Genomic DNA, 14502 nt, shown 5'->3' with positions numbered 1-14502 from the left:
TTTTTATGAAATTAAAAAAAATATTTAAATTTGGAGCATTGTTAACTTCACCAATCATGTTAGTTCCTATTGTTTCATGTGGCAAAAATCAAAAAGATGTTAATTCAACAAAATTCTTTGAATTTGAAAGTCCGATGCCTAAAAACAATAAACCAAATAATGAAATAAGTGAAAAAGAAAAATTTCAAAATTGTCAAAACGCATATGAAAAAATTATCCAATTAGCATCATTTAAAAATGCGCTTCAAAGTGATTTTGATGCAAATAACGTAAGTGAATATGGACCTGAAAAAATTTTAGATTTTAAAGCTAAGGACGGTCTTGCATTACTTAAAGCTACATATTTTAATAAAGAATCTGAATATGAAAAAATAGTTGAAGTTTATAAATCAATTAATCCTACAGGAAACTTTAATGATTATTTAACTAATGAATATAAAAAGATGACAAGTGCAATTAATATTTATCTTAAAGCTGAAGATAATCAAAGTGCAAAAAATATTAAAGAAGAATTAAATGATCCTAAAAAAGTTAAAGAAATAAATAACAAGGTTAATAATATAAAAGAAACAATTAACAAATTGATTGATAAATTAAATGAAAATCCTGAAATCAAAAGTAAAGTTGATGAATCTTTGAAAAAACAAAACTTATCAATAGAAAAAATTAAAGAAAAAATCAGTGGTTATGATAATAATGAAATTGCAAAAGGAATTTTTCTTGGACTTAATGGAATAATAAAGAATAAAGACGAACTATTTAAAAATCCTAATTTATCAAAATTTGCTCCGATTATTCCAAACAGACCTTTTGATAATTTGAATGAATCATTAGATGTAATTAGCAATGTTTTGTCGACTGCAAATCTATTTTAAATTCTAATTCGAAAGCTTAAAATTTATCGAAGCTTACTATTAATTAGTAGGCTTTTTTATTAAAATTATTGAATAATTTAGCAAATTATATTTATAAGGAGAAATCAATGAAATTAAAATTAATTAGAAATTTAGAGTGAACCCCTTTCCAAAAAGTTCGGAATTTGGGTTCACTCTACTTTGATATCTTTTTTAATTTTCTTTTTTTGCCTTTTAGATACTAAAATAAACATTTTCTATATAATATTAATTAATATACAAATTAAGTCATAAATAAGAGGTTAGAATGAAAAAAATAAGAACCAGATATGCGCCAAGTCCAACAGGTTACTTACACATTGGAGGTGCTAGAACAGCATTATTTTGCTATTTATATGCTAAGCACTTTAAAGGTGATTTTGTTTTCAGATTAGAAGACACTGATGTTAAAAGAAATGTAGCTGATGGTGAAAGAAGTCAATTAGAAAACTTAGCTTGACTTGGAATAGTTCCAGATGAAAGCCCACTTAAACCAAATAAGGCTTGTGGTAAATATCGCCAAAGCGAAAAATTAGATAGATACCAAGAAATTGCTGATGAATTAGTTAAAAGAGGTTTAGCTTATAAAGCTTATGACACTAGCGAAGAATTAGAAGCTCAACATGAAGAATCAAACAAAAAAGGTATTGCTTCATTTAGATATGATCGTAATTGATTAAAAATTAGCGAAGCTGAAAAAACCAAAAGAGAAAAAGCTAAAGCTTACTCAATTCGTTTAAGTATGCCTAAGGATGTAACTTATGAATGAGAAGACTTAGTTAGAGGTAACATCAGCTTTAATTCAAATGATATCGGAGACTGAGTTATTCAAAAGAGTGATGGCTATCCAACATACAACTTTGCAGTTGTAGTTGATGACCACGATATGAAAATAAGCCATGTTTTACGTGGCGAAGAACACATCACTAATACTCCAAAACAATTAGCAATTTATCAAGCCTTAAATTGAGAAGCTCCTTACTTTGGCCACTTAACTGTTATTACTAATATGGAAGGTAAAAAACTTTCAAAACGTGATACTAGTTTAAAACAATTTATTGAAGATTATCGTAATGAAGGCTACCATCCTGAAGGTGTATTTAACTTTTTAAGTTTGCTTGGTTGAAGTTCACCAGATACAGTTGAAGTTATGAAAAAAGCAGAAATTATTGAAAAATTTGACCCAGCAAGACTAAGCAAAAGCCCTTCAAAATTTGACATCAAAAAGATGCAATGATTTTCTAAACAATATATAAAAGAAGAACCAACTTCTAAGTTACTTAAAGAACTTAATTTAAAAGCAACAAAATGAAACAAATTATTTGTTGATACATTTAAAGAAAGTGTATTTACAACTTCGCAATTAATCGAAGATATGCAGCCATATTTAAAACCAACAAATAAAAAACCAGTTGTCGAAGCTGAAAATCATGATGTAATTTTAACTTTTAAAGATTTATTAAATAAAAACACTTTTACTATTGAAAATATTCAAGCTGCAATTGACCAAACAAAAGAAATTACAGGTAAAAAAGGCAAAAATCTATTTATGCCAATACGTCTAGCAACCACTTACATTGAACATGGTCCTGAATTAGCTAAAGCAATTTATTTATATGGCGAAGACTTAATTAAAGAAAGGTTAGCAAAATGAAAATAAGATTTACTTCAATTCAAGATCATAAAATTAAAAACCAAGAACCTAAAATAGTTTCTTTTGAAGCTGATGCAGAATATGATTTATTTTTAGATGATGAAGATCCAAAGCAATTACAATATCATACATATCATTTTAAAGAGCCTTCAATTGGTGAATCTAACCGTATAGAAATCAATAGTGAAAGAGTAAATATTTTTACAGGAATGTCAACGTTGACAATGTTAAAAGGTCAAAAAGCTCCTAACTCTTTTGTTAAAGTAGATGGCACACAATTCTTTTTAAAACCATTTTTACATGAAGTTGTTATTGAAGGCAATATTAAAAAATTCAAATATGAATTATTTGGCCCTAAAGATGATTTAATTGGTGAATTCAATGTTTCGATTGAAGAATTAGAATAATTTTAGTGAAGCACTTGTTGCTTCTTTTTATTTAAATATTTTGCAATTATAACTTTTGTTATAAAATAAAAACATGCAAAACAGACGTCAATTTCGTTTAGGTATAATTAATGTTCTTTACCGTTATGAATTAATGGATCAAAAAATCAATGTCAATGAATTATTTGATTCAGAAAGTAACTTAAGTAATGAACAATTTTCGCATCTTGAAAAGATAGCAAAAAACTATGATTTTTATAAAAAAGCAGTCAGTCAATTTTTAAAAGAAGGTTGAAGCTGAGAAAGAATTAGTCCATTAATTAGAGCCATTTTAATTAATGGTGCTCATGAACTTATGTCAATTGAACCTAAAATAATAATTAATGAATCAGTTGAAATAACTAAATATTATTTTGAAGATGAAAAAAACTTTTACAAAATGGTTAATGCAATTCTAGAAAAAGTTTATAAATTCTTTGTTATCAATGAAGTTATTTTAAAAAAACAAGATTAAAAATTTCTCTCATGAAAACGAGAAATTTTTTATTGCAAATAAAAAAGCAATTTATACCAATTGCTCTGTTTTATAGTTAAATTAAAGCATCAATTTCTTTTTGATATTGCTTAATTATTTCTTCTTGACTCATGTCCTTAAGAGGTGTCACTTTAGTGCCAGCTACTAATAAAGTCTTAACTTCTTTAGCTCCTAAAAAGTTAAATGTTCCTTCAAGCATTTTAACATGATCTCCAAAAGTATATCAACCTTTTGGAGCTCCTTGAGTACCAATAATAATAACTTTCATTTTGTTTAATAAACCAACTGATCCATTCTTTTTACTATATTTATAACTAAATGAATGATCAGCAATACAAATTGCATCAATGAAGTTTTTAACTAAAGCACTGTAATTAAAATTAATCATTGGACTATTAATTACAACATAATCTGCTTCCTTTAATTTTGTTATTCAGCTTTTTGCTTCACTATCTTCTCAAAAAGCTGTTGTGTCATGACCATTAAGCATTAATTCACTAAAAGGCGAATTTGCTAAATCTAATAAAGTGATTTCACTATTAGGATATTTTTTAAACAATTTACTGCTTACTATATTGTTGATTTTATTACTTAAACTATTCTTATTTACTGAACCTAAAATTGAGATAATTTTCTTTGCACTCATAAATGCCTCCTTACTCACTTTTCTTAATTATATTATTAATTTGCTTTACAAATTCTAATTTTAAATATAATTATAAATATGATTAAACCAAGTAGAGAAATGATAATTGGACTATCAGTTGGAATTCCTTTAACACTATTAATTATTGTGCTAGTGTTAACTTTTTTAATTATCAAACTTATTAAAAGCAAACGCAATAATTCAATTGGTTTTCGTTTTGAAGCAAAAATTAGAAATAAACTTCTAACTATTGCTAAAGATAAAAACTACAAATACTTAAATGGTGGTTTATTTAAATATGGACAAAGTCAAATATTTGAACTTGATGGTATTTTAATTAGTAATAAGGCAGTTTTTATTATTGAAGTTAAATATTATGTTGGCCATCTTAGTGGTGAAGCTACTAATGCTGAATTAGAGTTAAGAAGCAAAAGCAATAAAGTTTTGAAATTTAAAAATCCGCTTATTCAAAACTTTAAACACATTCAACACTTTTACAAAATGTGTGGCTTTAACTTCCCAGTATTTTCATTGGTAATCTTGCCTTCAAATACTACTTTTGATATAGCTAACTTAGAATCATGAGCTTTAGTAACAACTGAAGATCAAGTAGCTAACTTACTTGAAGATGTGGCTAAAGATATGAGTGAAGATCGAAACTTAAATAAAGATGAATTAATGTTAATCAATGAATCAGTGAGTTCAAATAGAAGTGCTTCACTTAAAGACATTAAACGTTTTGGAAAGATCTTAAACAAAAATGACTCAAAGAAAAAATAATTTAGTTTTAATTAAACACATCATAATTGATGATGTTAGTTATCCAGTTTATTCAAAAGTTAATGTCCGTTGTGAAAATATAATCGTTAGATTTAATAGTGACCAAAAAGTATTTGAGGTCACTAGTTTTAGACATATTAGTGAGGCTGATTATAATTTTCATAATTTAGATAGACTACTTATTAAAGCTTTTAAAAAAGCAAATAAAAGATTAAATAATGCTATAGTTTTAAATTTAACTAGCGGAGTTGAAGAACACTACATTAGTTTTTTTGGCAAAGAAACATTATTAAAATGAAGCTTTCATTATCGCGATACTAGTGATGGGGTTTATGATAAAGAAAACAATATTTTAACTATTAGATGCTCAATAAAATGTGCCAGTGATCAAAATAAAAGATTAAAGGTTTTCGAAAAAACTTTAACTAAATTTTTAGAAGACTATATTTCTAAAAAACAGCTTGTTTATAGTGCTTTAATGCAAATTAATAACCCTTATTTTTATGTTAGAATGAAAAAAAGTGCTTGAGGTACACACCACAAAAAATATAATGTTTTTAGTAAGCTAAGTTATAGTTTGTTTTTAGTGGCACTTGATCCTAAATATATTGACTATGTGATAGTTCATGAATTATGCCACTACTTTCATATGGATCATTCTGAAGAATTTTATAAATTGGGTGAATTTTATTATCCTAATTTTAAAGAATATTCAGACACAATTAATAAACATAAAATTAATTTTTGATAAGTCTTGAGGGACTTATTTTTTAAAAAAATATTTTTCAATTTTCCTGTTCCAAATCATAATGAATGAGATGCAAATATAAATGTTTTTTCAGATTCTGATTATAAGGATTATCTTACTCCATTAATGGAAGTTGGATTAGAAAAAGACAATTACATTGTTTTTGATATTGAAGAAAAAAACATCCAATTACAAAGTTGCTAGTTCAAGATTAGTTACACTAACTTATCAAAGATGAACATCAGAAGAATTTCTACAATTCTTTGAAGATAACAGAGAATGATTAACCATTAATTTTGAAAAACATACAAATGTTTCTAATAGATATGTTATTCATTTATATTGAGTTGGAGTTGGCGAAGGCATTATTTATTAACGCTTTCTATAAAACCATGTAAACCTCTTCAAAAATTATTTGTTACTACTGGAGTTAACTAAAAGCAAAAATAAAAAACGGGTAACCGTTTTTTAAATTCTATTGTTTTATAGATGTTTTAGTAAATTATAGTAACTCATTGTATTTTATGATGTAGATTTTTTTAACAATTAAAACAAGTGAAATATATAAAGCAATTGAACCTACTAAAAAGCCATAGAATCAAGGATTAAGTTGTGTTACTTTTAAAGCTGTATTAAGGCCAGGAATATAAGGAGTAATAGTAATTAATACACTTCCAAATATTGAAAAGAATAATAATATAAAGGCTGGCTTTGATTGAATAAATGCAGCTTTTTCAGTTCTAATGAAGTGAATTACTAAACTTTGAGTTCACATTGAAATTATGAATCAACCTGTTCAAAATAGCATCTTGAATTGTTCTGAATCTTTGGCTACAGAAGGATGGGCATAAGGAATGAAAACATAATAAAGAAGAATAAAAGAAAGTATATCAACAATAGAAGAAACTGGTCCAAACCAAAGCATAAAGCGCAATATGCTTTTAGCATTTCACTTCCGTGGTTTAGTAATTAGTTCTTTATCGACTTTATCTCAAGGAATTGTTCCACAAGCAAAATCATAAATTAAGTTTAAAAATAAAACTTGAATTGCCATTAAAGGCACAAAAGGAATAAGAATCGAAGCTAATATCATGCTAATGATATTTCCAAAGTTACTACTTACTGTCATTTTGACATATTTATTCATATTAGCATATGTCTTGCGGCCTTCAGTAATTCCAGTTGCTAAAACATTTAAGTCTTTTTCTAAAAGAATAATGTTTGCACTTTCTTTAGCAATATCGACTGCAGTATCAACTGAAATAGAAACATCAGCGACTTTCATAGCAGGAGCATCATTAATTCCATCACCCATATAACCTACAACATGGCCATTAGCTCTAAGTGCTGTTATTACACGAGCTTTTTGGTCAGGACTTAATTTAGCATAAATATTGTATTCATTAGCAACTTTTTGCAATTCTTCATCGCTTAATTCCATTAAGTCTTTACCAAGCATAATTTTATCTGTAGGAATTCCAACTTGAGCACAAATTGCTCTAGTAACTCTGGCATTATCACCAGTTAAGATTTTTACTTCGACACCTAAGTTGTGAAGGTTTTCAACTGCACTTTTAGTTGATTCTTTTGGTGGATCTAAGAAAGCTAGATAGCCAATTAGAATCATATCCTTTTCATCTGCTACACCAAATTTACCAACTTGACTAGGGTTACTTTTACGAGCCATTGCTATTACCCGCATACCTTCATCATTTAGTTTGTCAACTTGTTTTAAAACTTTTTGAATCATTTTTTCATCTAAGTCGACTACTTCACCTTTGTATTCTAATTTTGAGCAAATTGATAAAATTTCTTCAACTGCACCTTTAGTTATAAGTTGTGTTTTATCGCTTTTAATGCTTTTAACCACGACTGACATTCTTTTACGAATAAAGTCAAAAGGTATTTCATCAACTTTTTTATAGATTTCTTCAAGTGATCTTAGTTCCATTTCAACATCACTTAATTCATCTGTCTTATTAATAATAGATATATCTAAAAGGTTTTTAAGACCTGTTTGATAATAACTATTCAAGAATCCATATTTTAAAACTTTAATATTTTCTAAGCCTCTTACATCCAAGTGTCTTTCGAGCACAACTTGATCTAAGGTTAAGGTACCTGTTTTATCTGTACAGAAGATATCCATAGCACCAAAGTTTTGAATTGAGTTTAAACTTTTAACAATTGTTTGTTTTTTAGACATACTCATAGCACCTTTAGCTAGAGTACTTGTAATTATCATCGGCAACATTTCAGGAGTTAAGCCAATTGCAACTGAAATTGCAAATAATAAAGCATCAACCCATTTTTCATGTTCTCCTTTAATTGAAGCTCTTGTTCCTGTGATTATTAAAACAAGAGGTACAGCTACTAACATGATTTTAATTAATAATCAACTAATTGATTTGATTCCTTTTTCAAAATCGGTTTTAGGAGCTTTTTCATTAATTTTTTGAGCTACTTGACCAATATAAGTTTGATCACCAGTAACTACAACCATAGCTTTAGCTGAGCCTGAAATAACGTTAGAACCCATAAAAGCTAAGTTGTGATAATCAGTTACATTATCATAATCATAATTTGGAACTAAATTAGGAAACTTTTCAATTGAATCACTTTCGCCTGTCAATTGAGATTGTGAAACAAAAAGGTCTGTTGCACTAAGAATTCTAACATCAGCAGGAATAATATCACCCGCAGCTAAAACAACAATATCGCCTACAACTACTTCTTCAAGTGGTATTTCATAAGCGACACCATTTCGTTCTACTCTAGTAGTTGTTTGAATCATTTTGACTAATTTTTCAGCACTAGCACTACTCCGCGTTTCTTCAACAAAGTGTAAGATTCCACTAATTATAACCATTGTTAAAATAATGGACACAGTTCAAGGTTCGGATTTTTCACCTTTAGTTAAAGGAAGTATTATGTCAGTAATTAATGAAACTATTGAAAGTAAAATCAAGATCAATGAAAAAGGATTGAAGAAGCTATCTCATATTCTTTTTAATACTCCGCCTCTTTTCTTTTTGCTGAGTTTATTAACTCCATAATTTTCTTTGTTTTCTTCTATTATTTCATTTTTTGTAATGCCTAAATTTGAAGAATTATATTTTTCATAAATTTCATTTTGATTCATATTTGCAGCTTCAACTAATCTATTTTTTATTATTAAAGCTTCATTGTTTTTCTTATTTTTAACAGTTTTTTTCATAATAACCTCCCTCCCATTTAAATAATAAATATTATTTATTATAACAAAATAATATAGTTTTTGCTACATAAAATAAGAATAATTTTTGCAAGCAAAAAATTGACTCTAAAAGTAAAAAATTAATAGTCTATTTTGCCTAAAATCTCAGTTTTATAGGCATTTTAGAAAAAAGTGATTAATAATTTGCATAAAAAGATGTTAATTTTTTTATGCAAAGTTTGCATCTTTAGTTTAATATTAAACTTAATTTTCTTCTTTAGCTAATTTCATTCCAAAATCATTATAGTATCGATAGTTATTTGACAAAATGTTATATGTTTCGCTGTTTTTGGTTGTAATTATGATTTAAAGTAAAATAAACTTGTTTATCTTCATTATTACATGAAGCAGCAAAAGCAACAATACTTGTTGCAAAAGCAGTTGATAAAATAGTTAAAGCCTTTAGTTTGTTTCTCTTTTTCACAATTCTCGTTTTGGTATATAAATTATAATACTATGTATTATTAGCGATCCGAAGTGAAATAAGTATACTAATATTTAGAAAAATTTATAAAAAAGAAAAATGCGACAAGCATTCATGCTTGTGTTTAATGTATAAAAATTATTAAAGATTTTAAAAATGATACTAAAATATAAAAATTTGCTGTTTTAGTTTAAAACTAATTTTCTTAAAGACCTATAAATAAGATGCAAAAAATAATTAAAAATTTACCGCCTTAAAATAGACCTAGCAAAAATAAATTAGTTATATAATTCATATAGTAATTTTTTAAGGAGGTTTAAAAATGGCTAAATATGATAAATTAGCAAAAAGATTAAAAGAATACATGGCTATTGAAGCTATGAGTAGATATGAAGAACCTGTTGTTGAAGCTTTAAAGAAGAATACAGCTTCAAAAAATTTTGAATATTCAAGAGATGGTTTTGGTTCTTTAATTATTAAAAATAAAACAAAAGTTAAAAATGCACCAAAAATTATGATTGCTGCACACATGGATGAAGTTGGTTATTTAGTTAGATCAATCGAACCAAATGGTAACTTATTAGTTTCAGTTGTTGGAGGTGTTTGACCAGCTGCTGTTATTGGGACAAAATGTCGTGTGGTAACAAATAGAGACAATAAAGAAATTTTTGGTATTTTTGGTCATACATCAATTCATATTATGGAAGCTGAAAAACGTGCTAAAGTTCCTACAACAAAAGAAATGTTTGTTGACTGCGGATTCAATTCAAAAGAAGAAGCTGAAAAATGAGGTATTGAAGTAGGCGACAGAATTTATATGTCAGGTGAAGCAATTGATATGCCTAATAATTTAATTGCTGGTAAAGCAATGGATAATAGAGCTGGTGTTACAGTTATTGACTTTTTAGCAAACAATATTAAAGATTTAGATTTACCGAATGAAACATATATTGTTGGTACAGTACAAGAAGAAATTGGAACAAGAGGTGCTAAAACTTCAGTTTCAATTATTGAACCAGATGTTGCTTTTGCAATTGATACAGGAGCAAGTCATGATACGACAGGATGTATTAAAGGAACTCCAGTTTTAGGTAAAGGTGTAGCTCTTTTAATACAAGATGGTGCTGTTATTACAGATCCTAAATTAGTTAACATGTTAGTAAAAATTGCTGAAAAACACAAAATTCCAGCTTATAAATATATAGCCGAAGGTGGCGGTACTGATGGAGCTAGTTTACAATATGGTAAAGGTGGGGTTCCTACAATTACTCTAAGTTTACCTCAACGTTATTTACACTCACCAATAGGCGTTTGTTCATTAGTAGATATTCAAGCAACAATTGATTTAATTACAGAATTTGTCAAAGCTTTTGACAACAAAATGTTAAATGAATTAAAAGCTAAATAAAATCAAAAAATACTGTAAAACAGTTGTTTAAGACAAAATGCAACTAGAAATTATCAGAATTAATTAGTTAAAATTCTGATATTTTTTTATTTTCTTTTGCGTTATATAACATAATGTTTTAAAAAAATAATATTTATTTTTAAAGTAAAAAAATAGAAAAAAGTACAACGAAAAATAAAAATAAAAAGCACAATTTTTGATTGAAATTCTCAGTTTTAACACCTACAATTTCAACAATTTTATTACCAACAATTAGTGAAGGTTGTGGCACTAAGAAAAAAGGAGACTCGGAGGAAAGGGACGTGAGATACTTCAAAAGTAACTAAAGAAATAGCTTTAGAAAAATTAAAAAATCAAGCGATCAAATTAATGAATACTTTTTAATTTTAAGTAAAAGTAGCATTTTTAATATAATTTTATTACAAACAGCTTTAGAAAAATATTCAAATAGATTTTTTTTAAGTGATTATAAAACAATAGAAAAATCAGGAGAATACAAAATTTGTTTTAATGTCAAAGTTGGTGAAAAATCACATTATGCAAAATAAAAGCCATAGCTTTATTAAAGGATTAATAAAATAAAAAAACAAGTGGACCCATTAAAAAGAGTTCATTACTAGCTTCTAAATCAACATCAATATTACTAAAATCAACAAAAGACTTTGGATATTTCATAATTTTTATTTCTTTTTTATCTTTGCAAATTTTATAATAAATTGTAAAAAAATAGCGGTAAAGAATACCACTTAAAATCACTTACTATACAATGCAAGAGTCTACACCCTCAATGTTGGTCCATTGATTCAAGCACATTTGTCTTGTTCATTAGTAACACATATATTAGTCTAATAGCCAAGCTCTTTGACTAACTTGCAGCTTTACCTATGTAAAGCTTGAACTAGTTATATCATTTTTTATTCTTGTCTTATGTTAATTGGAATAATTTTGTTTTGGCTTTTGTCACTATTTAGTTTTAATATAGCACCATTAAATTGGCTTTTGTTTTTTGAAGGAATGAATTTAACATTCTTGTTATATCTCATTTTTTGATAAACTTCATCAAAGTTTGCTCCAATAGCACAATCAAATGGCCCACTCATTCCAGCATCTGTTAAATAACAAGTCCCCTTAGGTAGCACATGTGCATCATTAGTTTGCACATGTGTGTGAGTGCCACAAATACCATCAATTTTGCCATCTAAATAAAGACCTAAAACATATTTTTCGCTTGTTGTTTCAGCGTGAAAGTCAACAAAGTGAAAATCAGTTTTTTCTCCATATTCAATGATGTTATCTATAGTATCAAAAAAGTTATTGGCATATTCTTGAGTTCAAGGGGCTAATAGTTTATTAAAAGTAATTCCCATTAATGAAGTAACTCTTAAAGTAGTTCCATTATTACATTTATAAACTATTGATCCATTTCCTGGATATCCTTCATCTATATTAGCAGGTCTAACTAATTCAGGATTATTGATTATTGAAAAAATTCCATCTTTAGCTCAAACATGGTTTCCAATTGTAAAAATATTAACACCTGCTTTTTTAAGTCTTAAATAATCTTTTTTAACTAAACCTTTTCTTCCTGAAACATTTTCACTTTGCGCTATAACAACATCGATTTTATTTTCTTTTATTAAAGAAGGTAAATGTTTTTCAACTATTTCAATTCCTGCTTCAGAAAAAATATCCCCAATAAAAAGAATATTTAAAGTTTTGTTTTCTTTTGTCATATTAATGACCTCATTCTACTGATAAAAATCAAAATATATTATTAAAATTATTATATTATTAAAATATAAAAGTAATAAGAAATAACAAGTGGGATATAAATTCTAAAATAGTTTGTCATACCTTCAATACAAAACAATTTGACATTTATAATTGTAAAATAGGATGTATTTATTGATTTAGTATTTAGTTTTTGTTCTAATCCAGCAAAATTGGAAAAAGCAAACAAAAAACTATCAATTAATTGCACCTTGAATGAATTTGAGTAATTGACAAATTGCTAAAAAAGTTGGTTTATCAATTATATCTATTCAAAGATACAAAAGCCATATTAGAGATTTTTTAAATAGAAAAACCAATGCTATTCAAATTGTTTCTAAAAATAGAACTAACGGAATCAAAAATGTTAATGATGCAACAATCAAATCTTTTTGAAAAGAAATAAAAGTTGGAGATTATTCTCATGAAGGCTATGAAAAATAAATTAGTTATCAAACTTTAGTTAACAGATTAACAAGCTTAGGAGTTTTAACTATAAGAAAACGAGAAGAAAAGTAAAAAAATGATTAAAATTGCTGAATTGTTAAAAGTCCAAATAGAAGATGTTAGAAACAATTATCAAAACTTTTTAGGCTTGTTTAGCGAAGTAAGACTAAGAGTTAGATTATGCAGAAAAGAAAACATGCATTTTAGTGATGAATTACAAATAGATGCTTGTATCCATGAATGATTTGATGGGACTAAGAATGCATATTATCATGCAATAGATGTTGCAATAATAATTATTTATTTTTTTGCTTTTGTTTTTTACATATGATTTCGTTATTAATATTTATATGTTACATAGAAAATTTTTCAACCCAAAAATTAATTTTGTTATCTTCGCCAATAAATTTTTTTAAATTCCATAATTTATATTTAAACTAAAAACCCTATAAAATAGGGCTTAAAGTTATTTAGAAACATTTTTGACTTCGTTACCAAAAATTTGATTTTCGATTTCTTTTTTGAATTCTGGATTTTCTAAAAGTATATCTTTTAACGCTTTTTTACCCTGCGCAATGTTCTTTTCTTGATATGCGAATCAAGCACCTTTTTTCTCAATAACATTTGCTTCTGTAGCTAAATTAATTAACTCATTTAACTTGTCGATTCCTTTAGAAAAAATAATTTCAGTGGTAAATGATTTATAAGGAGCAGCTAATTTGTTTTTAACTATTTTGATTTTAACTTCATTTCCTGTTATGTCTTTTCCTTCTACAATTGATGTGGTTTTTCTTACTTCAATTCTAACTGATGAGAAGAATTTAATTGCTCGGCCTCCAGTTGTTGTTTCTGGATTGCCAAATAAAACACCAATTTTTTCTCTAATTTGGTTTACAAAAATAATTGCTGTTTTATTTTTGTTTAAATTACCAGTTATTTTTCTTAAACCTTTAGCCATTAAACGAGCTAAAGCTCCGACAGAAGAATCGCTCATTGTTCCATTTAATTCTACTTCAGGTACTAATGCAGCAACACTATCAACAACAATTAAATCAATAGAACCGCTTTTAGCTAATATATCGACTATTTGTAAAGCTTGTTCTCCACTATCAGGTTGAGAAAGTATTAAGTTATCAAGATTAATTCCTAAATTGCGAGCATAATTTGGATCAAGTGAGTGCTCAGCATCAATATAAGCTGCTATTCCTCCCTGTTTTTGAATTTCGGCAATTGCATGTAAACAAAGTGTGGTTTTACCACTGCTTTCAGGTCCATAAATTTCAATAATTCTTCCTTTTGGATAACCGCCAATACCAAGTGCATTATCTAAAAGATATGAACCGCTTGGAAAAGTTTCAATTTTTTCTTCAATTTCATTTTGTCCAAAAAGCATAATTGCTTCAGATCCAAATTTTTTAGTAATTTCTTCTAAAGCTTCTTTTAATTCTTTGTCTTTATTTTTAATTTCAATATTTTTGCTTTTCATGTTGATTTTATCCTTTCAATTAAAACTTGCCTTTTATGCTTAAATTACTAAAAAAATTGAAAAAAATTG

At 27.0% G+C, this 14502-nt stretch carries 15 protein-coding genes; 10 read left to right on the top strand and 5 right to left on the bottom strand.

The genetic code is table 4. The features are described from left to right. Nucleotides 1–5 precede the first annotated feature (5 nt). The 4 genes from MBIO_RS04280 (at nt 6) to MBIO_RS04265 (ending at nt 3447) form a co-directional block, all read left to right on the top strand. Nucleotides 6–875: a hypothetical protein gene (locus MBIO_RS04280; RefSeq protein ID WP_013526998.1), complete on the top strand. Its 870-nt coding sequence runs from the start codon at nt 6–8 to the stop codon at nt 873–875. A 286-nt stretch (nt 876–1161) separates the two neighbouring features. Continuing rightward, nucleotides 1162–2553 (top strand): glutamate--tRNA ligase, encoded by a 1392-nt coding sequence (gene gltX, locus MBIO_RS04275; RefSeq protein ID WP_013526997.1) that lies wholly within the window; start codon nt 1162–1164, stop codon nt 2551–2553. Further along, a complete protein-coding gene (locus MBIO_RS04270) occupies nt 2544–2954 on the top strand; it encodes a hypothetical protein (RefSeq protein WP_013354794.1) in 411 nt (136 codons plus the stop codon). The genes gltX and MBIO_RS04270 overlap by 10 nt, the downstream gene beginning before the upstream one ends. A gap of 73 nt (nt 2955–3027) precedes the next feature. Next, complete coding sequence (locus MBIO_RS04265) at nt 3028–3447, top strand: transcription antitermination protein NusB (protein ID WP_013526996.1); 420 nt, start codon at nt 3028–3030, stop codon at nt 3445–3447. A gap of 76 nt (nt 3448–3523) precedes the next feature. Here the strand turns inward: MBIO_RS04265 and MBIO_RS04260 are convergent, their stop codons facing one another. Continuing rightward, complete coding sequence (locus MBIO_RS04260) at nt 3524–4114, bottom strand: FMN-dependent NADH-azoreductase (RefSeq protein ID WP_013526995.1); 591 nt, start codon at nt 4112–4114, stop codon at nt 3524–3526. Between the two features lie 78 nt (nt 4115–4192). Here MBIO_RS04260 and MBIO_RS04255 point away from each other — a divergent pair, with 78 nt between their 5' ends. The 3 genes from MBIO_RS04255 to MBIO_RS04240 all read left to right on the top strand — a co-directional run bounded on the left by MBIO_RS04255 (nt 4193) and on the right by MBIO_RS04240 (nt 6018). Beyond that, nucleotides 4193–4894 carry a nuclease-related domain-containing protein gene (locus MBIO_RS04255; RefSeq protein ID WP_013354791.1) on the top strand — a complete coding sequence of 234 codons (702 nt, stop codon included), beginning with the start codon at nt 4193–4195 and terminating at the stop codon, nt 4892–4894. Continuing rightward, nucleotides 4875–5645: a YgjP-like metallopeptidase domain-containing protein gene (locus MBIO_RS04250; RefSeq protein WP_013526993.1), complete on the top strand. Its 771-nt coding sequence runs from the start codon at nt 4875–4877 to the stop codon at nt 5643–5645. The genes MBIO_RS04255 and MBIO_RS04250 overlap by 20 nt, the downstream gene beginning before the upstream one ends. Before the next feature lie 166 nt (nt 5646–5811). Continuing rightward, complete coding sequence (locus MBIO_RS04240; RefSeq protein ID WP_041594264.1) at nt 5812–6018, top strand: hypothetical protein; 207 nt, start codon at nt 5812–5814, stop codon at nt 6016–6018. 126 nt (nt 6019–6144) lie between these two features. Here the strand turns inward: MBIO_RS04240 and mgtA are convergent, their stop codons facing one another. Together mgtA and MBIO_RS04935 are read right to left on the bottom strand one after the other, a co-directional pair. Then, complete coding sequence (gene mgtA / locus MBIO_RS04235; protein WP_013526991.1) at nt 6145–8859, bottom strand: magnesium-translocating P-type ATPase; 2715 nt, start codon at nt 8857–8859, stop codon at nt 6145–6147. 310 nt (nt 8860–9169) lie between these two features. Continuing rightward, entirely contained in the window at nt 9170–9322 is a 153-nt protein-coding gene (locus tag MBIO_RS04935) for a hypothetical protein (protein ID WP_013354789.1), read from the bottom strand. Nucleotides 9323–9644: 322 nt separating this feature from the next. Between MBIO_RS04935 and MBIO_RS04230 the strand changes: the two genes are divergently transcribed. Beyond that, nucleotides 9645–10730 carry a M42 family metallopeptidase gene (locus tag MBIO_RS04230; RefSeq protein WP_013354788.1) on the top strand — a complete coding sequence of 362 codons (1086 nt, stop codon included), beginning with the start codon at nt 9645–9647 and terminating at the stop codon, nt 10728–10730. A 914-nt stretch (nt 10731–11644) separates the two neighbouring features. Here MBIO_RS04230 and MBIO_RS04220 read toward each other — a convergent pair. Continuing rightward, entirely contained in the window at nt 11645–12463 is an 819-nt protein-coding gene (locus MBIO_RS04220) for a TIGR00282 family metallophosphoesterase (protein WP_013354787.1), read from the bottom strand. Between the two features lie 253 nt (nt 12464–12716). On the opposite strand from MBIO_RS04220, the gene MBIO_RS04215 reads away from it, so the two are divergent. Further along, the gene (locus tag MBIO_RS04215) at nt 12717–12944 is read left to right on the top strand and encodes a hypothetical protein (protein WP_013526989.1); all 228 of its coding nucleotides are present in this window, start codon (nt 12717–12719) and stop codon (nt 12942–12944) included. A 79-nt stretch (nt 12945–13023) separates the two neighbouring features. Beyond that, nucleotides 13024–13290: a hypothetical protein gene (locus MBIO_RS04210; protein ID WP_013354786.1), complete on the top strand. Its 267-nt coding sequence runs from the start codon at nt 13024–13026 to the stop codon at nt 13288–13290. Nucleotides 13291–13413: 123 nt separating this feature from the next. Here MBIO_RS04210 and recA read toward each other — a convergent pair whose 3' ends face one another. Continuing rightward, the gene (gene recA / locus MBIO_RS04205; RefSeq protein ID WP_013526987.1) at nt 13414–14433 is read right to left on the bottom strand and encodes a recombinase RecA; all 1020 of its coding nucleotides are present in this window, start codon (nt 14431–14433) and stop codon (nt 13414–13416) included. Between the last annotated feature and the right edge of the window lie 69 nt (nt 14434–14502).

Origin of the sequence: Mycoplasmopsis fermentans PG18, from assembly GCF_000209735.1 — a bacterium.
Lineage (GTDB): Bacteria > Bacillota_I > Bacilli_A > Mycoplasmatales > Metamycoplasmataceae > Mycoplasmopsis > Mycoplasmopsis fermentans.
This window is presented reverse-complemented; position numbering and strand designations above follow the sequence as displayed.